General features: G+C 35.1%; 23 protein-coding genes. All 23 read left to right on the forward strand.

Annotated elements, in window-relative coordinates:
* Nucleotides 1–11: 11 nt before the first annotated feature.
* On the forward strand, nucleotides 12–1,433 hold the full coding sequence (locus KTR07_RS06110) for a reverse transcriptase domain-containing protein (RefSeq protein WP_032845142.1): 1,422 nt from the start codon (nucleotides 12–14) through the stop codon (nucleotides 1,431–1,433).
* Nucleotides 1,424–1,777 carry a hypothetical protein gene (locus tag KTR07_RS06115; protein ID WP_008647841.1) on the forward strand — a complete coding sequence of 118 codons (354 nt, stop codon included), beginning with the start codon at nucleotides 1,424–1,426 and terminating at the stop codon, nucleotides 1,775–1,777. The genes KTR07_RS06110 and KTR07_RS06115 overlap by 10 nt, the downstream gene beginning before the upstream one ends.
* A gap of 62 nt (nucleotides 1,778–1,839) precedes the next feature.
* Nucleotides 1,840–3,669: a hypothetical protein gene (locus KTR07_RS06120; RefSeq protein ID WP_109115707.1), complete on the forward strand. Its 1,830-nt coding sequence runs from the start codon at nucleotides 1,840–1,842 to the stop codon at nucleotides 3,667–3,669.
* A 21-nt stretch (nucleotides 3,670–3,690) separates the two neighbouring features.
* Nucleotides 3,691–4,371, forward strand: a complete 681-nt coding sequence (locus KTR07_RS06125) for a hypothetical protein (RefSeq protein WP_109115706.1) — start codon at nucleotides 3,691–3,693, stop codon at nucleotides 4,369–4,371.
* Nucleotides 4,358–5,296: a hypothetical protein gene (locus KTR07_RS06130; RefSeq protein WP_109115705.1), complete on the forward strand. Its 939-nt coding sequence runs from the start codon at nucleotides 4,358–4,360 to the stop codon at nucleotides 5,294–5,296. Before KTR07_RS06125 ends, KTR07_RS06130 begins: the two co-directional genes overlap by 14 nt.
* Nucleotides 5,293–6,180: a hypothetical protein gene (locus KTR07_RS06135; protein WP_109115704.1), complete on the forward strand. Its 888-nt coding sequence runs from the start codon at nucleotides 5,293–5,295 to the stop codon at nucleotides 6,178–6,180. The genes KTR07_RS06130 and KTR07_RS06135 overlap by 4 nt, the downstream gene beginning before the upstream one ends.
* Entirely contained in the window at nucleotides 6,177–6,713 is a 537-nt protein-coding gene (locus KTR07_RS06140; RefSeq protein WP_109115703.1) for a hypothetical protein, read from the forward strand. The genes KTR07_RS06135 and KTR07_RS06140 overlap by 4 nt, the downstream gene beginning before the upstream one ends.
* Nucleotides 6,714–8,213 carry a hypothetical protein gene (locus KTR07_RS06145; RefSeq protein ID WP_008768562.1) on the forward strand — a complete coding sequence of 500 codons (1,500 nt, stop codon included), beginning with the start codon at nucleotides 6,714–6,716 and terminating at the stop codon, nucleotides 8,211–8,213.
* A gap of 85 nt (nucleotides 8,214–8,298) precedes the next feature.
* Nucleotides 8,299–8,664, forward strand: coding sequence for a hypothetical protein (locus tag KTR07_RS06150; RefSeq protein WP_032555565.1), 366 nt, complete (start codon nucleotides 8,299–8,301; stop codon nucleotides 8,662–8,664).
* Between the two features lie 127 nt (nucleotides 8,665–8,791).
* Complete coding sequence (locus tag KTR07_RS28715; protein ID WP_008647857.1) at nucleotides 8,792–9,148, forward strand: GIY-YIG nuclease family protein; 357 nt, start codon at nucleotides 8,792–8,794, stop codon at nucleotides 9,146–9,148.
* Nucleotides 9,149–9,156: 8 nt separating this feature from the next.
* A complete protein-coding gene (locus KTR07_RS06160) occupies nucleotides 9,157–9,720 on the forward strand; it encodes an FAD-dependent thymidylate synthase (RefSeq protein ID WP_008768560.1) in 564 nt (187 codons plus the stop codon).
* 2 nt (nucleotides 9,721–9,722) lie between these two features.
* A complete protein-coding gene (gene nrdD, locus KTR07_RS06165; protein WP_109115701.1) occupies nucleotides 9,723–11,924 on the forward strand; it encodes an anaerobic ribonucleoside-triphosphate reductase in 2,202 nt (733 codons plus the stop codon).
* Nucleotides 11,921–12,403, forward strand: coding sequence for a 4Fe-4S cluster-binding domain-containing protein (locus KTR07_RS06170; protein ID WP_008768558.1), 483 nt, complete (start codon nucleotides 11,921–11,923; stop codon nucleotides 12,401–12,403). The genes nrdD and KTR07_RS06170 overlap by 4 nt, the downstream gene beginning before the upstream one ends.
* Nucleotides 12,404–12,523: 120 nt before the next feature.
* Entirely contained in the window at nucleotides 12,524–13,000 is a 477-nt protein-coding gene (locus KTR07_RS06175; protein ID WP_008768557.1) for a hypothetical protein, read from the forward strand.
* A gap of 10 nt (nucleotides 13,001–13,010) precedes the next feature.
* Nucleotides 13,011–14,375 carry a hypothetical protein gene (locus tag KTR07_RS06180; RefSeq protein ID WP_109115700.1) on the forward strand — a complete coding sequence of 455 codons (1,365 nt, stop codon included), beginning with the start codon at nucleotides 13,011–13,013 and terminating at the stop codon, nucleotides 14,373–14,375.
* A 72-nt stretch (nucleotides 14,376–14,447) separates the two neighbouring features.
* Nucleotides 14,448–15,494 (forward strand): phosphoesterase, encoded by a 1,047-nt coding sequence (locus KTR07_RS06185; RefSeq protein WP_109115699.1) that lies wholly within the window; start codon nucleotides 14,448–14,450, stop codon nucleotides 15,492–15,494.
* 1 nt (nucleotide 15,495) lies between these two features.
* A complete protein-coding gene (locus tag KTR07_RS06190) occupies nucleotides 15,496–17,814 on the forward strand; it encodes a hypothetical protein (RefSeq protein ID WP_109115698.1) in 2,319 nt (772 codons plus the stop codon).
* A complete protein-coding gene (locus KTR07_RS06195; RefSeq protein ID WP_136013760.1) occupies nucleotides 17,811–18,311 on the forward strand; it encodes a crossover junction endodeoxyribonuclease RuvC in 501 nt (166 codons plus the stop codon). The genes KTR07_RS06190 and KTR07_RS06195 overlap by 4 nt, the downstream gene beginning before the upstream one ends.
* Before the next feature lie 240 nt (nucleotides 18,312–18,551).
* Nucleotides 18,552–19,196 carry an RNA polymerase sigma factor gene (locus tag KTR07_RS06200; protein ID WP_055268775.1) on the forward strand — a complete coding sequence of 215 codons (645 nt, stop codon included), beginning with the start codon at nucleotides 18,552–18,554 and terminating at the stop codon, nucleotides 19,194–19,196.
* A complete protein-coding gene (locus tag KTR07_RS06205; protein WP_225684202.1) occupies nucleotides 19,162–19,767 on the forward strand; it encodes a hypothetical protein in 606 nt (201 codons plus the stop codon). The genes KTR07_RS06200 and KTR07_RS06205 overlap by 35 nt, the downstream gene beginning before the upstream one ends.
* The gene (locus tag KTR07_RS06210) at nucleotides 19,751–21,106 is read left to right on the forward strand and encodes a DnaB-like helicase C-terminal domain-containing protein (RefSeq protein ID WP_109115697.1); all 1,356 of its coding nucleotides are present in this window, start codon (nucleotides 19,751–19,753) and stop codon (nucleotides 21,104–21,106) included. The genes KTR07_RS06205 and KTR07_RS06210 overlap by 17 nt, the downstream gene beginning before the upstream one ends.
* 1 nt (nucleotide 21,107) lies before the next feature.
* Nucleotides 21,108–22,145, forward strand: coding sequence for a toprim domain-containing protein (locus KTR07_RS06215; RefSeq protein ID WP_032846293.1), 1,038 nt, complete (start codon nucleotides 21,108–21,110; stop codon nucleotides 22,143–22,145).
* A gap of 2 nt (nucleotides 22,146–22,147) precedes the next feature.
* Nucleotides 22,148–23,857 (forward strand): PHP domain-containing protein, encoded by a 1,710-nt coding sequence (locus tag KTR07_RS06220; protein ID WP_138335683.1) that lies wholly within the window; start codon nucleotides 22,148–22,150, stop codon nucleotides 23,855–23,857.
* Nucleotides 23,858–23,873: the final 16 nt, after the last annotated feature.

Here is a 23,873-nt window from a genome sequence, read left to right on the forward strand (position 1 = left end):
CGGTTACGACTATGATAACAGGGACATCTTTATTGAAAAATGGGCGTGTCACTGGGCCTTTACCAAGCGTTAAAGACCTAGTTAAGAATAAGATAGTACACGCAATAACCGCAAGCCGGTACTGGAGTAGCAGTGAGAACAGTCAGAACAACAGCTGGAACGTGAACTTTAGTAATGGCAACTTCAACAACAACAACAAGTACAACAGTAACATGGTGAGGGCGGTTGCAGCACTTAACGATAAATATGTTGAGGGATGGTTTGATGCGTTAGATGATTGCTGTGCCAAAAAAAAGACAAGTTCACAATGTGTTATGTATAGACTTATTTGGCATGAAGATCTATTAGATTTAGCGAGAGAAGTTTATGAACGAACATATAGACCAACAACAAGTACTTGTTTTATAGTTACCCGTCCTAAATTACGGGAAGTGTTTGCTGCAAATTTCCGTGACCGTATTGTACAACATTGGTTGTGCCTACGCTTAGAGCCACTGTTTGAGGCACGTTTTGTTGAGCACGGAAATGTATCATTTAACTGTCGAAAGGGTTTTGGAACATTTGCATGTATCGATCAGTTGACAAAAAATACTATTGAAGTCTCTGATAATTATTCCCATGAGGCTTGGTATGCTCAATTTGATATTAAAGGATTTTTCATGTCAATTGATTGTGAATGCTTATTAAAGTACTTATTGCCATTTATCAAAGAAAAATGGAACTATTGGAAAGGAACTATATATGAACAGGATTTAGATTTAGTGCTTTGGCTTACAGAAGTAATTGTACGACATCGTCCACAAGATGATTGCATACGCCAAGGGAATTTAAAATTATGGAGAATACTACCTAAAAACAAAAGCTTGTTTTACATTGAATGGATGAGAGGTGAACCAATAGGCAACCTAACCAGTCAATTATTCGCCAATTTTTATATGTCATTTTTTGATGAATGGGCTATTAAAGCAGCAGAAGAAAGAGGAGCCAAATATGTACGTTTTGTAGATGATTTTAGCTTTGTGTGCAAAACTAAGGAAGATGCAATTTATTTCAAAAGAGCTTCTAGGAATCAACTACGATATATTTTAAATATTCAAATGCACCCTAATAAAATCTATATTCAAGAAGTTAAAAAAGGAATAAAAATGGTAGGAGGAGTAATTAAGCCGGGTAGAGCTTACTTATCGAATCGAACTGTTGGAAACTTTATTAATGCTGTAAGTTATTTAGAAGAAGCATGTAAAAACTGTGACAAGGAAGCTATATATGCCAATGTGAGGTCTATAAACTCTTATTTAGGTTTCTTAATTCATTATCAGTCATACGGAATCAGGCGCAAAGCATTTTCAGAACTACATTATTTTTGGAAGGCTTGCTATATTCAAGGAAAATTTCAAGTTGTAAAAATAAAAAACACAGTACAATGTTTATAACTTATAATCAAGGTAATGAGCAACCTCAACGCATACGACACAATATAAAATTAGGGTTGCGTCAATACACAATTGCATTTGATGTTCATATAGTAAAAGAAGGTGAAAACGAACAATACAAATGGTGTGAGATAACCCTTCCAGTTGGAACACCCACATATAGCCAATTGGTTTCAGCTATTATTCATGGACGTTACTCCGATGATGCAATGCAAGCCATTATTAATAATTACCTCCTAGAAGATGAAGATAGTGAGCATCAAAAAGAATGGAATGACATGCAAATGTGGAGAGTGGAAGCAAAGCGTATGGCCAAGGAAATATTAGAAGAGATTAAGAAATAGTTTATCTCTTCTCGCATCAACAAATACTTTGTTCAAAGGCTATTCTTTTGAAAAAGTAATTTATGGGAACAGTAGCAAAATCTTCTATCACACTTGTATCTATTAGCGATGCTTATTCGTTGTCGCTAACCCCAAACTCGTGTGTGATTAAAGCAGATTTCGATGGTTCTAACCCTAAATTAGAACATGCTTATACTATTATTTCAGCATATTGTGGAGATGAGAAAACCCCAATAGAAATTGATTCCAGCACTATTATAAAAAGTAACGATAATATAGAATGTCAACTAATAAAAGTTGATAGCTATAGATACCGATTATCCATTATATCACTCCCAGTTGATATATTACAAGGATATATTGAAATTCCAGTTCTTTCTGGAGTAAGTGCAGGGTTAACTGGGCGTTTCACATTTTCTATTGTACGCGAAAGTACCATGCTGGATTGGATTCAAGATTGGGAAAACAATAAAACAACTATTGGCTCTTCTTATGTGATTACTCCCAAAATATTTGTTGGAAAAAAAATAATTGGTAGTCACGACAGTCTTGAAGATGTTCCAGGATTAACGGGGGTATATATTGGTCCTTCAGAAAATAACGGAGCCGGTATATATGGATATAAAGATAACAAAGAAATTTTTCATATAGACCAAACCGGAGGTAAAATAGGCGGTTGGGATATTACATCTGGTGGTATTCAATGTGAAGATGGCACATTATCCATAAAATCAGAAGGAACCATTTCTGCTCAAAGTGAAGGCATCATTCATTGGTCATTAAACAAAGACGGTTCAGCCTCTTTTGCCAATGGTAATGTTACAATGGATGTTGAGGGAAATGCCTCATTCAAAGGAACAATAGAAACATCTGGTGGTAGTATTGCAGGGTGGATCATAGGAGCCGATAGCATTTACAATGGAACTATAGGAATCAATTCATTAAAAAAATTCATAGCCATCGCTAATGTTGCTTCTGTCCAAGATATTGGTAATCAATTAGACTGGGTAAAAGAATATGGCGGTGTTGCAATGTATTGCATCAGTAACACTAATTATGGTCTGATAGGATATAAAAATAACGAGAAAGTGTTTTCAGCAGGTTCTGATAATTTTATTGCAGGTTGGAACTTTAATGAGAAAGCTATTTTTAGTGGAATACAAACAAATTCTGGATTTACAACAAAATCTGGAGACATAACAATTAGTTCTAATGGTATTAGAGGATTTAAATGGCGTTTAGAAAAAGATGGTTCAGGAGCATTAGCAGGAGATAATATCACATGGGATAAAGACGGAAATATGAATTTTAAAGGTAAAATTGATGCTTCTCAAATTATATCTGGAAAAATTGATACGTCTCTTATTAACACAGATGCAATATTATCAAATGGAGATGCCTGGGCATTATTAAAAGATGGTTCTGGTTATTTAGCTTCAAAAAATTTAACTTGGGATGAATTTGGTAATATAAATGTATTAGCTTCATTATCATTACCATATAAAGAATTTTACATTAACACAGATTCAACCCCAACTCCTATGGATTTATCACAAGGAAGATATTTTATAGCGAGATATGGAAATATATATGGTGATCAAATTATAGAACTTCCTACCCCTATTAAAGAATATAATGGTTCAGAAATTAGAATATATTCCGGATTTATGACAACAAGAGCTTCCAGAAGTGACTTTGATATAATAATAAAAGGAAATGGTATATTTTTCTATCCAGGATATATTCCAGTACTAGGTTCTCCAATACAAATCTCAAAAGTGCGTGTATCAAATAAAGAAATTATTTTAAGATGTATTTCACTGGGGGATTTTGTTTTTTGGTATATACAAAATTTCTGTGACTTTACAAATGATGATTTTAATCCACAGTAAGTCAATAATAAATTGATGTAAATGCGCACAGATATTTATGTAAATACAATTACGGGTGATATAGTTTTAAAAAATCAAAACTCTTTAGAAGAATATTTGTTTGAATGGATCGAAGAAACTGATTTACAACTTACCGCTCAAATAATACTCCCTTCCAACTTTGATATAAAGCAACTTTACACGATTGGTGTGCAAATAAAGATACCATATACACCAATCTATAAACCAATAAAAATACGTTTTAGTAGAGACTTTGGTGGTGGTAATATTCGTATAGTTATAAACCCAACTGATAACTCTGAATGGTTTGAAGTGCATACAAGGCTATTTGGCCTACAAGATAAGATTTTGTATGCTTCACAATTAATAATGGTTAGTCAAGATTATTATCTTATACAGATAAATAAAGGGGTGGCATATTTATGGTCCAATGCAATATCTGATATGGTAAATATAAATGCAAATATTCAGAACCGAAACTTATTGTTACAATGTGTTCCGTCCAACAACTATAGGTATCCAACTTCAGGTGTGGGTTTAATTAAATATCTTCATGCCAACCTTAGTCATTCAGGATTAGCAGAAAAGTTACAAACTGAATTCAAAGATGATAAAGTGGAGATTATTAATGCCGCTTTTAATTCCTATTCAGGAGATCTGGAATTAGACTTAGATTTTTCAGAAGCAGATGCAGGTGTATAAAGTAAAACGAAATCAGAACATATTTGATGTTGCAGTAAGCACACATGGTTCTATAGAAGGTATATTCGATTTGTTAATCAACAATCCTGATTTATCCTTCCACTCACAATTAAAAGAAGATGAAGAAATATATTGGGATGAAGAATTTATTATATATGACAGCATTGTAAATACATTACAATCAGAACATATTGTACCGGCAAACGGGGAACGACATGTATATCACAAAAGTACAACAGCCTCATTACGATGTGTTGTGTACATATCCCCCAAAGAAGCATCCATTGCATTACAAATGGCCGGAGACGGAAATCTTATTGTTGATTGGGGAGATAATAGCGATCTGGAAACTATAACGCTATCTCCCACTCTACAGAAATATGTGCATTTTTTCGATAATTATACCGATGAAAGATCAATTAAATTGTATGGTGATTTCAATTTAAAAACCTGGGAATTGTCTTCTATTAATGGCTTAATCATGCCAACTATGCCCTTGGTGGTAGACGAGATAATTTCGGAGAAGAACAATCTCTCTCTACAAGGACTATTTTTATGTAAAGGTACATATTTGGTGAAACTGGCTGACATGAGTTTATCCAGCCTTGCTCCCATTCAGGATATGAGTTTATCTAATTTAGAGTTAAGAAATATTGATTATACAGAAGACACAGTTATCAATGACTATTTAATCTATATTGCAAAGCATAATAATCAACGGAGGAATTGTAAAGTTATATTAGATACACAACCCTCTGGAACATATAAGGAGCCGCTTAAAGATAGTAATGGCAATTATGTTATTACAACTGGTATGGAAGCGATATACGTGATTACCCATGAAACTGCATGGAATGAAGCGGGTTCATGGAGCTTTGATATAAATGGAACGATTTATCAATATGAAAATTCAGACATAGCATGAGCCGTACATTAACAGAAATATACAATGAAGCCGTGGAGACCAGAAACAAATATCTGGAACTTACAGAGCTAACAAATGACTCAAAGATGTCAATAATCAATGCTTTCACATGGGTAACAGCTGCTGCAATTTACTCATTTGAAACATTGTTAGACGTTTTTACCACAGATATTGCTAAAACCTTTACCCAACGAATTAATGGGACTTCAGCATATTACGCAAATGCCATGTTGAAATGGCAATATGGAGATGATCTAATTATCAATGATGAAGGTACAGCATTTCATTATGCAACTGAAGATACAACAAAAAGATTGATTACACATGTATCTTATCAAGAGTATTATAATGAAGAGTTCAAAGATAATATTTTGATATTAAAAGTTGCTTCCGGAGAAGGTCGTTCTTTGTCCCAATTGTCTGATGAGGAACTAATTGCAGCACGTGCATATCTTAATCAGATTAAATTTGCAGGTGTTAAGTGTAATGTAGTTAGTCGCAGAGGCGATGTGCTTGTTCCCAGACTCACCGTGTATTATGATGGAGCCATTACGAAAGAGGAACTTTATGATAATATTGATACAGCACTTATTGATTTTATTGTAAATATGAAATTTGATTCTCTTGTCTACTCACAAAAAATTATAGATGCCATTCAAAAAGTAGAGCATGTTACAGATGTTCATATTGATCATGAAGCTAGTGTAGAACAAGGAATATTTATCGCTCAATACAATGACAATAATGAACTCGGACCATTAACCAAAATTGAGCGGAAGTGTTATTTAGCAAGCGGTTATGCAAAACAAAGTACACAGCAAGATGCAGAAAGTGAACTTCCCACCTTTCGTGAGGCAATTGTTATAAAACTAGAAACAGAATGAGAAGTTATCGTATTAATACTGACCGTATAGTAAATCAGTTAGTTCCTCATTATCTTGGAGGACGAAAACTGATATTATTTCTTCAAGCCATTTTACAACCGTTAAACTCTTTGAATATAAAATGGAAAGAATGGGCTGACGAAAAACGAATAGAAGCAGCAATGACCTCCCAGGTTATTATGATGGAATATTTTTTAAATCATAAATTTAGGAAGTATTTTTTAGACACCTCTGAACATATTGTCATTTCAGATGGTGCTATAAATGGAGTACCAATATATTGGGAAGATGCTAATAAAAATATATGCGAATTTCCTTTGTATAACGAAGGCGAAATCGAAGTTAGCGGACACCCAACCACTCCATTGCGTTGGAAAGATGAAAAGATGCCAACAAGTGATGTAAGTTTTGTAGTAAGTTGTCCTGCTATTAATACCAAGACAATCTCACAAGAGGAACTTACAGCTATGATTACTTATTATGTAGATCGTTATCGTATTGCAGGAAAAAAATTTAAAGTTACATACGCTTAAATGAAAGAGTTTACTTCACAAACAGGTGGGCGTTACACCTACATTGATGATATTATGAATTTACAGAATCTTGCATTAGCTTTTACAAGTATATTTGATGAGTGTGATAACTTTATTATCAGCGGATGTCAAGTATCAGGTACAAGTATTAGTGCTGGATATGTCTATATCAATGGTAAAATACGTTATTGCGCAGGAACATCTGGAGTCTCTAAATGGCCTATGTATTTGTATGAGAACAACTCGGTTGAACGTGTGTCTTATGCTGATTCCGGAGATAAAAATGGACGGAATATATACGGATGTGCTGTATCATCCAGTGTACCAATAGCCAATGATGTACTAACTGAAGCACCACCCCAATTTATCAGTATTACATCAGATGGTACAGCACTTCGACTTAAAGAAGCGTTATTTGGTAAATATGCTTTAATGATAGATTCCCCTAATTCAGTTCAGACTGTACAGAAGGATGTTGTTATTGATGGAACAGTAACGGCAAATAAAGACCTTACAGCCCAAAAGGGGATTAATTTAACATCAGGAACAGCTAAAGCTAGCATCACCTATAATGCCTCTGGAGCATTAAGTATTCAATCCCAATTAAATGGAAAGCCTGTTTACAAAGTAACTATAACAGAGGACGGAGCTATTCAATTTTATATTGGAGATACTTTATTGGCTTCGCTTGACTCCAATGGTATGACGCTAAAAGTCACAATGTCTTTAAATTCTATTAAGGCAGGAAATATTGTTGTAGCTAGTAATCATATATATAATACAGGCGTTGCAGCTGATACTGGTAGTATAAATATCAATATGTTAGGGTACAATGAAGGAGATTCCTATTATCGGGACACCAAAATTGGCGATGGAAAAAATACTGTTATACTAGAAATCACAGGAAAATCTAAAGCTAGTATTTTTTATGGACCAGTAAAAATATCCCATGCGGATTCTTCGCTCCTAAGTTTAAAGAATGCCTCTCTTCCTAAGACAGACAATCAATTGATAACCTGTTTAAATTGGGAAGACAAAAATTCAGAACAAATCGGTTATATGGGGTATTCCAATATCTCTAACAAAGATTTATATATCAAAAATAACATTGGAAACTTGGTTCTCAACAATGACGTATATGTAACAGGAAAACTATTCGTTGGTGGAATTGATGTTATAGCTAGAACTATAGAATATCCCAAAGATAGTGGATGGATTGCAATCAATGTTCAGAACTGTGGTATTACAACAAAACTGTATGTCCGTCAAGTTGGAAAAGTAGTGTCCATTCAAGGAGAATTACATACCCATCACAGTGGTACCATATTTACATTACCAAACACCATTGATCCTCCTAAATATAAAATAGGTTATTCCCATAATAAAGGACGTGGAAATTGGCATTGTACAATACAAGGCGGACAACGTAATTGTGTAGTTGATTATTGTAATAATGGATGTTCAGAATACATCGGATTTTTAATGACATATATTATTTAAATTATGAAGATTATTAATATTAGCGTTGATATTGAGAGTCAACTTTTAAATTCTCGGTCAACATCGTCTCAAAAAAATAAACCTAATGAAAACGTTTCCGAACAGCAGAAAGAAACCAAAACGCCGCAAAAAAAAGCCCGGAAGACCAAAGGGGCACAGTCTGAAAAACTTCGACCAGACACGGATCGGATTTCTGATGAAACATGAAGTTCCTATAGAATATAAACTATTAATGGAAGTATCTGACTTCCTAAAAATTCATGCACCATCTCCGGAACTGATTGAAGCAATAAGTTATGCTTCAGATGACATATTCTTCAAAAAGGCTAAGTTCTGGAGATGCTTAATGGATTATAAAAAGTATGGTTTAAGACCTCCATATAGTATTCATACAAACGCAAATAAGGAATTATATTATATACATATAAGATTTAAAAAGTATCTAATTTGATAATTTATATAAATCAATTTAGATACTTTTTTATATCTATAATCTTGTAAATAAGAAAATAATTAGTAATTTCGCATCACAATTGATACACACGATCTTTTATATTGACTTTTAACACAGTAAATTCATGCACAAGGTATCGCGCTTTTTCAAGCCTTTACCATGTCCTACCCCAGCTCCTAAAAAACTGTACCTATTAAAATGCGAAGCAACTGGATTATATAAAATTGGAGCAACAAGCGAGGATGTAAAAAATCGTATTAGTAAGCTGTATTATAATAGCCACACTGATCAACGAACAATTAAAATTATAAAAGTTTGGGAGAAGTGTGGCTATTGTGAGTATTATATACTCAACAGTTTTGCTAAGTTAAAGGTTTCTCATCCTTTCTACAAAAACGGACATACAGAATGGTTTAAATTCACAAGTGATGAATCCAGTCTAATACGGACTGTAGAATCTATTATTTCAAGTTTAACATAGAGGAAAATATGATTAAAGTAACTAGACTAAATGCGGTTACTTCTTGGAGCCGTGCTTTAAATGCAGCACGCAGAACCGTAGGAAAGTCAGCATTAAAAAAAGAACCTTCAGACTCATGGAAAGCAAAAATGTTATTAGCAGAACATTCTCCCATTCGTTTGGTAGAATATGAATGGACATGGGAACAAATACCTCAATGGGTAACAGTGCATTTCGTTCGTCATCATATAGGATGTGAAAAGTTTGTTCATACTCAACGACCGGATCGTACCGGTTCACAAATTCCTAGAGGAGAACATTTGCAAGGAGAATTAAATGAAATGGATATGACTGCAAATGCACAAGAAATAATGGCTATTTCACGAGTACGTTTATGTAATTGTGCTTCAAAAGAAACTAGAGAAGCATGGACAGCAATGTTGCAAGAACTAAAAAAGATAGATCCGGTTCTTGTTAGTAAGTGTGTGCCAACATGTGTTTATCGCGGTTTTTGTCCAGAGCTAAAATGTTGCGGATATGCCAATACTCATCAATTCCATGAAGCTGTTGAAAAATATAGAAAGACTGAATAATTATGAAAGTACAAAAAAGAACAGGTCAAATTGTAGATTTTGACCTAGAAAAAATAGGAAATGCGATAAAAAAAGCCTTTGATAGCAAACAAGTTGAATACGACCCAGCAATTGTAAAATCGGTTGATAAATTAATTAGCCTTACCTACACTAATGTTCCCGTATCTGTAGAAACCATCCAAGATTACGTAGAACGCGTATTAATGCAATTTGGATATTATGATATAGCCAAGACTTTTATCCTATATCGTGAACAACGTAAAAGTACGCGTTTTGTCAAAGAACGTATTGATTATATGAATCAATATAGTCAATCAACAGACAATGCAGCTTCTTCATCAGAAACCGATGGGAATGCTAATGTAACTATGAAAAATGTAGCTAACTTGGAAGGTGAAGTCTATAAAACTACTAATCGGATAATCCAACGCCAACGTATGAAAGATGAGTTGAACATTCTCTTTCCAGAAGTAGCAAAGCAATACGAAACAGATCTTGATAATCATATTATTTATACACATGATGAAGCATCTACGCCAGTATTAAAACAATATTGTATGGCGGTTAGTTTGTATCCATTACTAACAGAAGGCGTAGGCAATATTGATGGTGTTACCCCTTCAGAGCCTAACGATTTACAGTCGTTTAGTGGGCAAATAACCAACTTGATATTCTTACTTTCTTCCCAATGTAAAGGAGCGGTAGCCGTAGGTGAATATTTCATTGCACTAAATTACTATGTAGTTAAAGAGTTTGGAGATAAATGGTATGAAAAACTTGACTGCGAGGCTTCCTCGCCACATTGCTTAATTAAAAGAACAGTACGTGATAATATCCTGAAAGCGTTCAAACAGTTTGTGTGGGGCGTTAACCAACCAGCCGGAAATCGTAGCTATCAAAGCCCATTTACAAATATTTCTTATTATGACCATACATATTTCACATCGCTCTTTGGAGAATTTTGTTATCCGGATGGAAGTAAGCCTGAATGGATAGCTATTGATACATTGCAACGTATGTTTATGAAATGGTTTAATCAAATACGTTTAAAGCAAGTATTAACCTTTCCGGTAGAAACTTTTGCGATGGTTCATAATGGCGATGATATAATCGACCTAAATTACAAACAACTTTGTGCCGAAATGTATGCGGAAGGGCACTCGTTCTTTACTTATATTTCCGATAGTGCAGACAGCCTTGCATCATGCTGTAGGCTTAGAAATGAATTGGCAGAAAATACCTTTAGCCCCACTTCTGGCTTGACCGGTGTTATGACAGGTAGTTGTAATGTGATTACTTTGAATATCAATAGAATCGTTCAAGATTGGGCATTGACCCACACATTAAATGGAACACCTTTAATTAAGGGTAAGAAACTTATAGGTAATCCCTTACGTGTAACAGTAATTGAAAATGATTTAAAGAACTATGTAACTAGGATTTTGGAAAGAGTCTATAAGTATCATATTGCTTTCAAGACAATGCTATACGACCTTGAAGACAAGGGAATGTTTGCCGCTTCAAATGGCGGTTATATTCATATCAGTAAATTATATAGCACCATAGGCATCAATGGGTTGAATGAAGCCGCTAGATTCTTGGGAATGAAGGTAAGTAATAACCCGGAATATATTGAGTTCCTTCAACTCATTTTGGGCACTATTAAAGAACAAAATAAACTGCATTCTATCCATGACAGAAAACGACCTTTCTTGTTTAATTCAGAAGTTGTGCCAGCAGAAGGACTGGGAGGAAAGAATTATAAATGGGATAAAGAAGGTGGATATGTTGTTCCAGAGGATGAGAATTTATATAACTCATATTTTTATAATGCCCATGATGACACTTCTATACTAGATAAATTTATATTACATGGGCACCAAACCTATCAGTACACTGATGGAGGCTCGGCAGCTCACATTAATCTGGAAGATCATTTATCAAAAGAGCAGTATCTGAAATTAATTGATTTTGCCATAGCCAATGGAACCAATTACTTTACCTTTAATATACCAAACAGTAAATGTGAAGATTGTGGCAAAATCATAAAAAGACCCATTGATACTTGCCCTTGTTGTGGTAGCCATAATATTACTAAATATACACGAGTTATCGGATATTTACGCCCAACAAAAGCATTTGGAAGTGATCGACAACAAGAGGCTAGAAACCGTATATATAGTGATGGTAAATCCCAGGTATGAAATATGTAGATACAAAAATAGTGTTTCAAGAATTGCCTAATGAAATTACTTTGGCAATAAATATAAGTGGTTGCCCATGCGCCTGCATCGGGTGCCACTCTTCTTATCTGTCACAGGATATAGGAGAATCATTAACAAAAGAAGCACTTCAACAATTGATACGCAAAAATAAAGGAATAACAGCTATATTATTTATGGGCGGTGATGCAAATCCGGCATATATAAATAAATTAGCCGAATACCTTTATCATAACTATCCTAATTTAAAAATTGGCTGGTATTCTGGACGAGATAAATTATCCGAAGAGATCAAACTTGATTTCTTTCATTATATTAAATTAGGCCCGTATATATCCAGCAAGGGACCTCTTAATAATCCGAACACTAACCAAAGATTATATCAAGTTGTTAAAAGGGAGAATGATATTAACCTATTTGATATTACTTCTTATTTTACAAATAATCAATATAATAATTAAATATATATTATACATCTGTAACACAGTAATATATATTTTTATTCAAAAAATATTTTTGGTTTTATTTTGATAGTTAAATTGATACAATTATCTTTGCAGTGTTCTTTGAAAAATGATAGTATGTTGCATGGTCAAGCACGTCTTATTGTGCAAGACAATAAGGCAGCAAAACAAGAGATCGAATTGGCTATTGGAAATTTGAAAGATGGTGATTACACCATTCTTATTATGGACGATACCAAAAACAAATCTCTACCACAATTGAAGTATCTATTTGGTGTAGTACTGAAGACAATTTCAGAACAATTGCCTACACACCCGCCAGTAGATGCCCTATACAGATATTTTGAGGAAATTTATGCTCCGATTCATGTCTGTGATCTTCCCGGAGGTGAAAAGTATGAATACTTTAACCTCAAAAATGAAAAAGCAAGTGAGATGAATGAAGTTATTGAGAGAATCATTCATCATGTAAACACTGAATGGGGTATTAAGGTTATGTTGAAAGATAAAACCAAAATGCCAGAAGCAAAAGAACTTTGGGCTGGAGCTTATACCGAACAGTGGAATCTTCCCCTCTCTAAATTAAACAAATAATTTTCATTTTATGGAAGAGATGATTAAAAATCCGTATGCCCTCTTTGCGGAGAATCAAGAAACTTATGAAGAGGCGGTAAAAAAAAGTACCGATGAGAGCCAATCATTTCAACGTACCAAACATTTCCGTATGGATTCCGCAGGAACTTATACTGTGCGTATCCTTCCCTTGGCACCAGCCGAGCAACCAGACGGTTCTTACAAATTAGAACGTAAGGGGTACGAATATCCGGTCAAAACACAGGTGTTGAAACTGGACAACCCACGTCCAACAGGAAAAAAAGACAAACAGTTCTTTGTAAATATCTGTCATTCCAGCTATGCCGGATTATCTGTAGACCTAATTGACACTTATCTTCAAGTTGCTGAAAATAAGTATGGCAGTGATGAAAAATTGATGAAAAAGATTAAAGGTTCAGGCTTTGATGGTGGTCTAAAATGGAACTCTCAACGTGCCATGTATATTTTAGATTTGGACAACCGTGAAGAAGGTATTCATTTACTTATCCTGTCTTATTCACAATACAAAGATTTGGAGGATCGCAAACTGGCTATATGGAAGAAGCTTCTGGAAAAGAATCCTAAATGTTTGTGCCCTATCTCTTCTTTGGAAGATGCTTTCCCGGTAGAAATTACTCGTAAAGAGGAAAACAAGAAAACCACTTACACATTCAACATTGATACAATTTCCGGTGCCGAACCTCTATCTGAAGAGGAAGTCAGTTCGTTGTTGGAAACACAGCGTATCCCGGCAGCTATTTACCGTTACTCACGTTTCCACATGGAGGCTACCATTGAGTTCTTGAAGCAATACGATGCTAAAATGGAAATGGATGTGATGAGCAGCAAAGAGATCACAGAAGCTATTGAAAAGATTAAAATGGAGCTTCATCCTGATGATAAATCCCATTTCTCTTTTGACAAAAAAGAACGTAACAGCGGTGATAATGAGGAACCATCAGACAACGAATTGGATTCATTGTGGAACCTCTGGGAAAAACTAAATGAACGCGGTATTGGTGATAAGAGCGAAGAAGGGCAAGACTTACGTGATGCAATTCGCGAATATATTGATGCCAATGAGCTAAATGTCCGTGTCACTCGTGGAAAAACAAATGAAGATTTGCTGAATGACATTGAAGACGCGTTGGAAGTTGCTAAAGATGGCAGCAACAACGAAGATGACAATACACAAAACGACACCAAACCGGAAGACACGCCTTTAGAGCCAGAACCGGAAGAGGAACCAGAACCAACCCCCGCTCCTACTCATACTGTTCGTAGACGTGGTGAACATAATGACGACACCAATGAACCGGCTGCAAACCCAGTCCGTGAACGCAGAGCCGCACGTCCTGAACGTAGAAGAAGATAATTCATTTTTGTATTAGCATTATAGGGGCATATCTAACTAATATTAATATGTCCCTATTTAAATTGAATCACAATGAGCAAGAAAATACCAAGTGCCTTATTGTTGAATGATATACATGTATCAAAAGACAATATTCCAGAATTTCAAAAAAACTGGGACGAGGCTTTATATATATGCGATCAATATGGGATTGAAGATATGATAATTGGTGGAGATTTGTGGTTATCACGCTCTTCTCAAACACTTAGCACACTCATGGCTGTTCGCCAAGCTATCATAAAAGCCACTAAAGCCGGAATAAGCATTACCGTTGCCGAAGGAAATCATTGTAAAGTTGACCAGGAATCAGTTCTAGGGTATAGTCATTTGTTTAGTGAATACCCCCATGTCTATGTTGTTGATGACTATTCGATTATTAATATTAGCAACGATGTAGAACTATATATAATGAGCTATTTTCCAGAAAACGGAAGTTTCGTAGAACGGCTGAAAAAAATGGTAAAGGCGGAATTGAACGCGTCTGTACATAATATCCTATATATTCACGAAGGAATAAACGGGGCACTTAGCACGCCTAATGAAAAAGAACTGCCCACGAACATTTTCAGTGATTTTGATACAGTTCTTGTAGGACATTATCACAATCGTTGTATTATCAAAGGTACCAACATTGAATACATAGGTTCTTCCAGGCAACATAATTTTGGCGAAGATGAAGAAAAGGGCTATACCATTATATATGATGATGGTAGCCATGAATTCATAAAGAACCAAGTTAATATTCGCTACAAAGTTTTGGACATAAAAGCTAGTCAAATCAATTCAAAACTAATTGATAAGCTGGATGATATGAAAGCGGATGGAAGATACAAGATTAAAACAAGAATCAGTTGTACAAGCCAAGAAGCTCCAAATATTGATAAACAAAAACTTCTGGAAGCGGGATCTTCAAAAGTGGAAATTGTTACTGAAGACGTAGAAATTACAGAAACAACAGCCCACTCTTTAGATAAAAAATTCGACAAATCTGGTATTAAACAAGAATATACTAGTTTTTGTGCTAACAAAGGAATCATAAATATAGAAATGGGGTTGCAATACCTCGATAAAATCAGTTAGTATGTGGACATTAAGACAAGTTTACGCAAAAAACCTATGCGCCTTTAAGCAATTGGATTATACATTGTTGCAAAAACATACAACGCTGATTTTTGGCAACAATATGGATAATGATTCGCAAGGTTCAAATGGTTCCGGAAAATCTGCTATGTTAGAAGCAATCGCCATTGGGATAACCGGAGAAACTCTTCGTAGAATAAAAATGGATGAGATAATCAATGATGCAGAAGATGAAGCGACCGTTTCCCTTTTGCTCCAGAATAATACTACAGGAGAGTACTTATCTATTAAACGTGTTATCTCCCGTAAAACAGCACAGATAATCAAAGTTTCTATATATGATGATGAAACTGATTGTAACATAAAACATATAGAACAAGCCGGAGTTGCAGATTACAATAAATTTATACTTGAAACACTGGGGCTGACTAAAGATGATGTTTTCTCAAACTTCATTCTTTCTAAGCACAAATATTCGTCATTTCTCTCCAGTTCTGATCGCGAGAAAAAAGAAATCATTAATCGTTTCAGTAATGGTGTAATGGTGGATGAATCTATCGCTGCATTACAAGAGGATATGATACCGATTCAAGAATCATTAAAACAAGCAGAATTGAATGTAGCGAATCATACCGGACGTGTTGAAACATTACAAGAGCAAATCAACACAGCTATTACAGAATCAACAGAGCGTTCACAAAAGAAAGCTGAACGTATAGCAAACTGGAATGAAGCTATTGCCGGGAAAAGAGCTTATATCCGTGAGCAAAATGTTCTCATAAATAAAAGTGACGAGTTACTGGAGCAATATGATAAAACAGATGAAGTATTGCAAAAACTGGAAAACAGTAAAAAAGATACCGGTGCATGTTTTGAAATTATTTCAGAACGTTTTACTTCATGCGCTTTGCCATTACCTAAGGATTTTGCAGCTATATCAATTAAAAATCAGAAAGAATTGGAGGTTGTTACAACAGAATATTCCAATGTACAACAACAGCTGATTCAGCATGAGAAAAAGATTGCAACAGCCAAATCCTCTTATGAGAAGCTGTTAAAACAACATGAGAAGTTTCAAGAAAACTTCAAAAAGAAATCCACCAAAATTGAGAATCAAATAAATGAATTATTGGATTCTATTAAAAAGTTGGATGCCGAGAATAGTAATCTTAGATCACAAAGGACTAAGTTGGAAGCAGATATAGCCAGCCTCCAAAAACAACTTGCCGGAATTATCGTTTGTCCTAAATGTCAACATGAATTCACATTGGCTAATGATATAGATATAAACGAGGTTAAACTAAGATTGCAAGACCGAAATGGAGAGACACAAGACATTCTCCAAAATATTGAGGCTAATGAAAAACGCATTTCAGATATTACAACAAAAGGACGCGAAGCTCGTAAAGAACAGGATGAATTGAATCGCAGTAAAATAGAATGGTCGAATAAGATTACCGAGACTTGTACGGCATTGGATGAATTATCACGTAATACGTCTTATTTAACCAATAAAATGCAAAACCTCCAGCATCAAATGAATACCCTTCAGAAATCCATTGATGATGCGCGTACTAATTTATTTGATGATTCTTATGCAATATTAGATGAAGCTATTAGAAAGCAAGAATACGAAGCAAAGCAGGCCGAGTTGAATATTAACAATGCTAATGGAGCTATTCAGTCATACGAAGAATCTATTCGTGACATCGAAAACTCTTCCGAAACTGACATGATAGAATCTCTCAAAGCCAACAAGAAAAAATATGAGAAAGAATTGGTATTAGCCATTTCTGAAAAAGAAACTATTGAACGGAAATTAAATTCATATAAAGAGCAAGAAGCAACCTTTACTGAATTTAAAACCCATCTGGCTAATACTAAAATTGATGCTCTTAGTCACATAACTAACGAGTTTCTGGAGGCCATTGGTAGTGACATTCGTATTGCATTTTCCGGTTTTACAGTCTTAAAAAGCGGAAAAATCAGAGATAAGATTTCCATTTCTCTTATTCGCGATGGTGTAGATTGTGGCTCTTTTGATAAATTTTCAGAAGGTGAAAAAGCAAGAGTTAATCTGGCTAATATTTTGGCAATGCACAAACTTACCAATGTAAATTGCGATGACGATAAAGGACTAGATCTCCTGATACTTGATGAGATATTAGAAGCCACTGACGAACAAGGGCTTTCCAACATTTTTGATGCCCTCAATCAATTACAGATTACATCTTTGGTAGTCAGTCATGGAAATATAGCTGAAGGCTACCCATACAAGACTGTAGTCAATAAACTTAATGGCGTTTCATACATAGAATGATTAACGAATCAAAAAACATTAAAAATGAGTCAATAAATCAAATTACACGTGATAATGTGCTTGCATTAGATATAGCAGAGCACTGTGGATATTACTCAACCCATGAATCAGGAACATGGAATTTTACCCAAAGAAAAGGCAAAAATGCGATCGAGCAACATAAAATGTTTTATGACACACTGGTTGAATTTATCCAAAAATACAACATCAAATTGATTATCGCCGAAGATGTATGCGTTTCAAAGCATTTCATTGCAGCGCGAAAACTATCCGAATTTAGAGGCATATTATATCTGATATGCGCCCAGCTTGGACTCCCGGAACCAAAATTCATAAACGTTAGCACAGTAAAAAAATGGGCAACCGGTGACGGAAAAGCTGACAAAAAGAAGATGATTGAATATTGCATCAAACGATGGAATATTACACCAGTCGATGACAACATGGCTGATGCAACCCACATCTTCAAATATTATGTAAGAATATACAAACTTTAGACAGAAAATGAGTTACGCAAGAAACATAAGGCGTAGGCAACAAAGAGAAGGCCAGCCCCATTTAATGATGCTAGGAAGCTTGCTAGGAGATTTTTACGAATTCCTTAGTAAACAACCCCAGCCAACAGACAACGAGGTAAGAAGTAATTTTATCTCTAGTAATAATAAGTGGAAGAAGTATTGTGAAGTCCACAAATTGATGAACTCGGATCACTTGTTTGTGCTCAATGTTCAAGAGGCGTGGAAGAGACATACTCAGCAGTTACCACAGAACCCATAATAATAAGTGATGAAGTAGCTGCACGGCGAAAAGCCCTATTTGATAAATACGTAACACCGTACAACCGAATGATATACAAGTTATGTATGCGCTATACTTTTAATCCTTCTGACATAGAAGACAATTACATAGAAGTGCTTACCAACATGTATAAATATATCGAGACATATAATCCAGAGCGTTCTGTACAAACCTGGCTCCATATTGTAACCAAACGATGTGTTTTTGATTTGGATCAACGTAAAAAAAAGCATCAAGACATGTTGAGTGATGATAACGATGTGGAAACATTTTCTTCCAGTGAATCTATTGTAGATTTTGACGAAGTAAGCTCTAACGTAATGGGTATTGACAATTATCAAGAGTTATACAGCGATGATGTTTTAGCTGCATTAAAACAGTTGAAACCACAATACAGAAGCGCACTTTTGTATCAACAGGCAGGATATAAACTCAAAGAAATTGCCGAAATCGAATATCGGAATGGTGCCTTAGAATCTCGCAATATCGAAACTGTCAAAAGTCGATTATTCTTGGCGCGTCAACAACTTCAACAACTATTGACTCGTGATGGAAAAAGAAGAACGACTGACGAAACAGATTAAGACAGTATATACAGAAATAGCCAAGCGTTTGGTAGACCCCTCCTTCTCATTCCCAGAGGGAGGGCAAGCCAAACGCCAACTATCCAAATTTATTGTCAACTTTACTCAAATTTGTGGTGGAGAATTTAATACTTCACGACTTGTAGACTATTGTGTATTCCAGCTTCATAAAAACAGGAATGCCCAATATCAACGTACATTAGCTCCAAAAACATTTGGGACTACCGCTCTTCAAAAATATCTATCAATGTCTTCCAAATCCAAGCAATATCTGGAAGACCAATGGTTATCTGAAGCCAATCTAACCAGAGCCTATCTAAATTCACTAATCTGTAAAAAAGAGCATCCTCAGTCTAAGTATATTTATATGCCATCTGAAGAATGCACTAAGAAACGGAGTATCAACACAGATATTGGGTTTCTAATATGCTCTACATCCACATTGATGTGGAGTCCATTCTCTCCAGCATGTCAAATATGCACAAATGTTGAGAAATGCAAGCAAGAAACCGCGATAAAATATCCAGAGTTATACCGAATAAGACTCGAAGAATATGGCGAAAGAAGATAACGTATTAACAGAAGATTTCTTATTTGAATTATATTACGCTTGTTTTACATACGACTATGTATGTAACTTAGTGTGTGAATATATGCAGAAATCGTACCTGCCTGGTAGAGATTTTCAAGCATTGCAGGGGTATCTGTGCAAATACTTCGCAGAACACAAATCATCCCCTACCCTTAATATTATCAGCCAGATAGTTTCTGTCAACAGAGAGGTTTCAGCACTGTTAGAAGATATAAAAGACTGCGCCGAAGGAGTTGAGCCGGAAATTATATTGGAACAGTTTGAAAATTATCTAAGACAAGTAAAATTTCAAAAGACTTACAAAGAGATAGGTGAACTTTATGCAAAACAGGATCGTGACAAAGCAATGAAGCTGCTCCAATCATTTGCAGAATGGCAAAATGATTTCAGCTTGCGTCAAAACTCTTTTGTTGATGTAGTCGAAACCTTTGAATCCCGTTTTAGGCGTAATAGAGAAAAACACAATCAAGAGTCAAGATTTAAACCAATCACCAGATTTTATATTGATGGTCTGGATGAAATGAACGGTGGACGAGATTTACGTACTCAATTAACATGCCTCTTAGCCCCTACTGGTGTTGGGAAAAGTCATGCCGCACGTTGGATTGGAAAATGCGCCTCTCAAATAGACGGATTAAACGTACTTCATTTCCAGTTAGAAGGTTCTGAAGATGAAGTTGTGGATGCTTATGCCGCGTCACTAGTTTCCTGTAATTCTTATCGTTATAGTACTGGTACACTAAAAGACCGGGAATTAGAACGAATGATACAAGAAATCAAAGCAATGTCTGGCACCCTAAAGGTCAAATCCTTTCCAAAGTTCGCTAATCAAGTGTCTACCATTGATATAAAAAATGGTATTGCTGAATACAAAAAAATCTATGGCATATCTCCAGATGTTGTTATCATAGATTCTATGGATTTGCTAACAGATTCCAGCGGACGTAGATGGTCAGAAAATGGAGAACGCCACAAACGAGTTGCTGTAGCTAATGATTTAAAGGACTTGGCAGGTGACGAAAATGTCTGGATGGTTGTGACTTATCAGGCAACTATAGAAAATAGAGAGTGGCTTAACGATGAACAAAATGTATTGACTGAATATAATTGTTCAGAAGCCAAAGGTTTGAGCAGACCAATGACTCATCTTATTACTCTTAATCAAAGCATCAATGAAATGCGCGAAAATGTCATGCGCCTAAATGTTGCAAAATCACGATTTTTCAAAAAAGGAGACCCATTTAAAATTGCTACTGATTATGATAACGAATGTTTTTATGACAGAGCAAGAACATTAAATATCAGCAAAGTTGCGTAATATGGAATTGAGTAAAGAAGAAAAAGAGTATATAATCCAAGAACTTTCTATTGAACTACATGCAAAACCGGATGGTAGCGGAAAGAACTTGATTGTCCCCCAGTGCCCCTATTGTGGGCATGAAGGAGGGAAATACGGTATATATATAGGTAAAGCAACCGAAAGGAAAAAGCTTTTTATGGCACACTGCTTTTCGTGTGGACGTTCAACCCAGACATTAGAACAATTGCTAACAGATATAGGCCGTCAGGACTTAATTATAACAGATACTTTTGATCTGGATGGAGATAAAAAAATTAATGATTTCTCTTTTCTGGAAAACGATGACAGGGAAATAGATGACTCTCTGTGTGTTGTGGAAATGCCTGAATATTATAAGCGCACTCATTTTAATCGGTATTTAAGAAAACGTGGATTTACTGAAGAAGATTACGATTTCTTTCCTGTTGGCACTACACGTAACATGAACTTTAAGTTTGATGATTATGTAATATTTCCGATTATAGACAATGGAGATATTGTTGGGTATATTTCCCGGCATATTTGGGATAAAGCTGATATTGATGAATATAACCGTAAAGCAAGTCATAATGGAAAATTCCAAATTATGCGTTATAGGAATAGCACTGAAAACGATTTTGTCAAATTATTATACAACTATGATAGTATAATTGAAGACGAAACAGATACCGTAATTCTTGTAGAAGGAGTGTTTGATGTCATTGCACTTACGCGAAAATTAAACCTGTACAATAACCCATCTGTGGCTGTTGTTGCTACGTTCGGGAAGAAAATCTCTGATACACAAATTTATAAGTTACAGGCAAAAGGGGTTCATACAATAGTCATTGGATATGATGGAGACGCTACAGAAGCTATAAAAAAGACAGGTGATCAACTAAATGAATATTTTGATTGCTATGTTGCCGATATAGAAGATTCCAGCCAAGATTTCGACAGCATGGACTTTTGGGAGATATATGACACATTCGCTTTCAGACTGAAAACTTTAACCGAATATAAATTAAACAAAATTTAAATATGAATCCTGATTTATTAAATTGGCTAGATAATAATAAGATGTGTTTCAATATCATAGATGAAGATGTTATTGAAATCACGGGCTTTGGTAAAATGTACTATGAAGATACTAGTATGATTAAGTCCATCTTCCGTACTGATACTGACAACAATATCAAGTTCAATACAATGGAAAACATTCAAACATTACAAGAAGAAGACATTAATTATATAGTATTTCAATTTGGAGACAACTGGTATTATTATGACACAAGAAAAGACTTTGAATTTCAAATTTTAAAGTATGTAGGCAATAGGAAGCCATTAAACCATGCCCAAGAATTTGTAAACTTAGGCATACATACCCCTTTTGAATTGCTCAATGGAAGTTTTTCGCTAACAGATTGGATAAAAAAAGCCAAATACTTAGGACAATCCACATTAGGTATTTGTGATTACAATACAATGGCAGCAACCCTTATTCTTCAAAAAGAGTGTGAAGCTGCTGGCATTCAATGGGTGTTTGGATATTCACTTACATTCACTGATGGTATCGAAAAGATAGATGCTAAAATATACTGTCAGTCACAAGAAGGACTTCAAAATTTGCTTAGAATTCAAAAATGTATAAATGTAGATTCCGAAAATAAAATCATTGATTTACAAGATCTTCTAAAACATGGAGCCGGTAATATAATTGTATTTAGCAAATATGCGTCATTTTGGTTGAAAGAAATAGGTAATAATCTTGACCGTTTTTTCGATAGTTTTGACGATTGCTTTTATCAATTAGATTTATCGGAATTCAAAGCTGAACGTATTGATATTAAAGTACTAGATGCTACAAAATGTTACTTTGACTACATATATGATACAGGCGATCTTCCTCCAGTATTAATTTGTGACTGCTATTATTTGGACAAAGATGATGCAAAAAACAAAATCATCCTTAACAAAATTGCTGAAGGAGCGGCGCATGAACAAAGTGATGACCAATATTTTAAAGATCTGGATGAACATTGGAACACTATGTCTGGCTTGTTTGATGAACACAAATGGGACATAGAGGATATATTCAATTGGGCATGTGAAAATACTGTCAAGATTGCTAAAGGAGCAGAAGCAAGATATGAGATTGAACGCAACTTTATGCCTCAATATGACATGGCCGACAATGAAAAATCAAAATACGCCAACCGGCATGAAATGTTTTTGGACTTGCTGGAAGACGGGTTTAATAAATTGGTTCCAAAAGATAAAGAAGACATATATCGCAAACAATTGGATCATGAGATTTACGTATTAGAATCAACCAATAATGTAGATTACATGCTCGTACAATATGATACTGTTAATTGGGCACGCAAAAATGGAATATTAGTGGGATGCGGACGTGGTTCTGCTGGAGGGTGTCTAGTTTTATACCTATTGGGAATAACACTTATAGATCCAATAAAATACGATTTGTTATTTGAACGCTTCCTTCTTCCAGAACGTGCAGGACTATACCCTTCAGATGTGACCATTATTGGAGATGACGTAGATTCCAATCAATATATCGAAGTTACATTAGAAAATCATAAAACTTATAAAATAGACAAAGACGCACAGTTACTTGTGAAACGTGCCGGAATGGATGATCCTATTGTAGTATATGCAGATGAACTGCAAACTGACGATGATATTCAATTTGATAATCGAGATCTTTTATTTACTCTAAACGAAATTTGATTATGATTCCAATTTT

Source organism: Bacteroides sp. MSK.20.82 (genome assembly GCF_019052485.1).
Classification (GTDB): domain Bacteria; phylum Bacteroidota; class Bacteroidia; order Bacteroidales; family Bacteroidaceae; genus Bacteroides; species Bacteroides thetaiotaomicron.

What these genes read in the sequence shown, in the direction of transcription:
- KTR07_RS06220 (WP_138335683.1), top strand. Translation starts at nt 22,148, where the DNA reads ATGAATCCTGATTTATTAAATTGGCTAGATAATAATAAGATGTGTTTC.
- KTR07_RS06195 (WP_136013760.1), top strand. Translation starts at nt 17,811, where the DNA reads ATGATTAACGAATCAAAAAACATTAAAAATGAGTCAATAAATCAAATT.
- KTR07_RS06125 (WP_109115706.1), top strand. Translation starts at nt 3,691, where the DNA reads ATGCGCACAGATATTTATGTAAATACAATTACGGGTGATATAGTTTTA.
- KTR07_RS06115 (WP_008647841.1), top strand. Translation starts at nt 1,424, where the DNA reads ATGTTTATAACTTATAATCAAGGTAATGAGCAACCTCAACGCATACGA.
- KTR07_RS06170 (WP_008768558.1), top strand. Translation starts at nt 11,921, where the DNA reads ATGAAATATGTAGATACAAAAATAGTGTTTCAAGAATTGCCTAATGAA.
- KTR07_RS06140 (WP_109115703.1), top strand. Translation starts at nt 6,177, where the DNA reads ATGAGAAGTTATCGTATTAATACTGACCGTATAGTAAATCAGTTAGTT.
- KTR07_RS06190 (WP_109115698.1), top strand. Translation starts at nt 15,496, where the DNA reads ATGTGGACATTAAGACAAGTTTACGCAAAAAACCTATGCGCCTTTAAG.
- KTR07_RS06205 (WP_225684202.1), top strand. Translation starts at nt 19,162, where the DNA reads ATGGAAAAAGAAGAACGACTGACGAAACAGATTAAGACAGTATATACA.
- KTR07_RS06135 (WP_109115704.1), top strand. Translation starts at nt 5,293, where the DNA reads ATGAGCCGTACATTAACAGAAATATACAATGAAGCCGTGGAGACCAGA.
- KTR07_RS06185 (WP_109115699.1), top strand. Translation starts at nt 14,448, where the DNA reads ATGAGCAAGAAAATACCAAGTGCCTTATTGTTGAATGATATACATGTA.
- nrdD (WP_109115701.1), top strand. Translation starts at nt 9,723, where the DNA reads ATGAAAGTACAAAAAAGAACAGGTCAAATTGTAGATTTTGACCTAGAA.
- KTR07_RS28715 (WP_008647857.1), top strand. Translation starts at nt 8,792, where the DNA reads ATGCACAAGGTATCGCGCTTTTTCAAGCCTTTACCATGTCCTACCCCA.
- KTR07_RS06120 (WP_109115707.1), top strand. Translation starts at nt 1,840, where the DNA reads ATGGGAACAGTAGCAAAATCTTCTATCACACTTGTATCTATTAGCGAT.
- KTR07_RS06130 (WP_109115705.1), top strand. Translation starts at nt 4,358, where the DNA reads ATGCAGGTGTATAAAGTAAAACGAAATCAGAACATATTTGATGTTGCA.
- KTR07_RS06210 (WP_109115697.1), top strand. Translation starts at nt 19,751, where the DNA reads ATGGCGAAAGAAGATAACGTATTAACAGAAGATTTCTTATTTGAATTA.
- KTR07_RS06150 (WP_032555565.1), top strand. Translation starts at nt 8,299, where the DNA reads ATGAAAACGTTTCCGAACAGCAGAAAGAAACCAAAACGCCGCAAAAAA.
- KTR07_RS06110 (WP_032845142.1), top strand. Translation starts at nt 12, where the DNA reads ATGATAACAGGGACATCTTTATTGAAAAATGGGCGTGTCACTGGGCCT.
- KTR07_RS06180 (WP_109115700.1), top strand. Translation starts at nt 13,011, where the DNA reads ATGGAAGAGATGATTAAAAATCCGTATGCCCTCTTTGCGGAGAATCAA.
- KTR07_RS06215 (WP_032846293.1), top strand. Translation starts at nt 21,108, where the DNA reads ATGGAATTGAGTAAAGAAGAAAAAGAGTATATAATCCAAGAACTTTCT.
- KTR07_RS06175 (WP_008768557.1), top strand. Translation starts at nt 12,524, where the DNA reads ATGTTGCATGGTCAAGCACGTCTTATTGTGCAAGACAATAAGGCAGCA.
- KTR07_RS06145 (WP_008768562.1), top strand. Translation starts at nt 6,714, where the DNA reads ATGAAAGAGTTTACTTCACAAACAGGTGGGCGTTACACCTACATTGAT.
- KTR07_RS06160 (WP_008768560.1), top strand. Translation starts at nt 9,157, where the DNA reads ATGATTAAAGTAACTAGACTAAATGCGGTTACTTCTTGGAGCCGTGCT.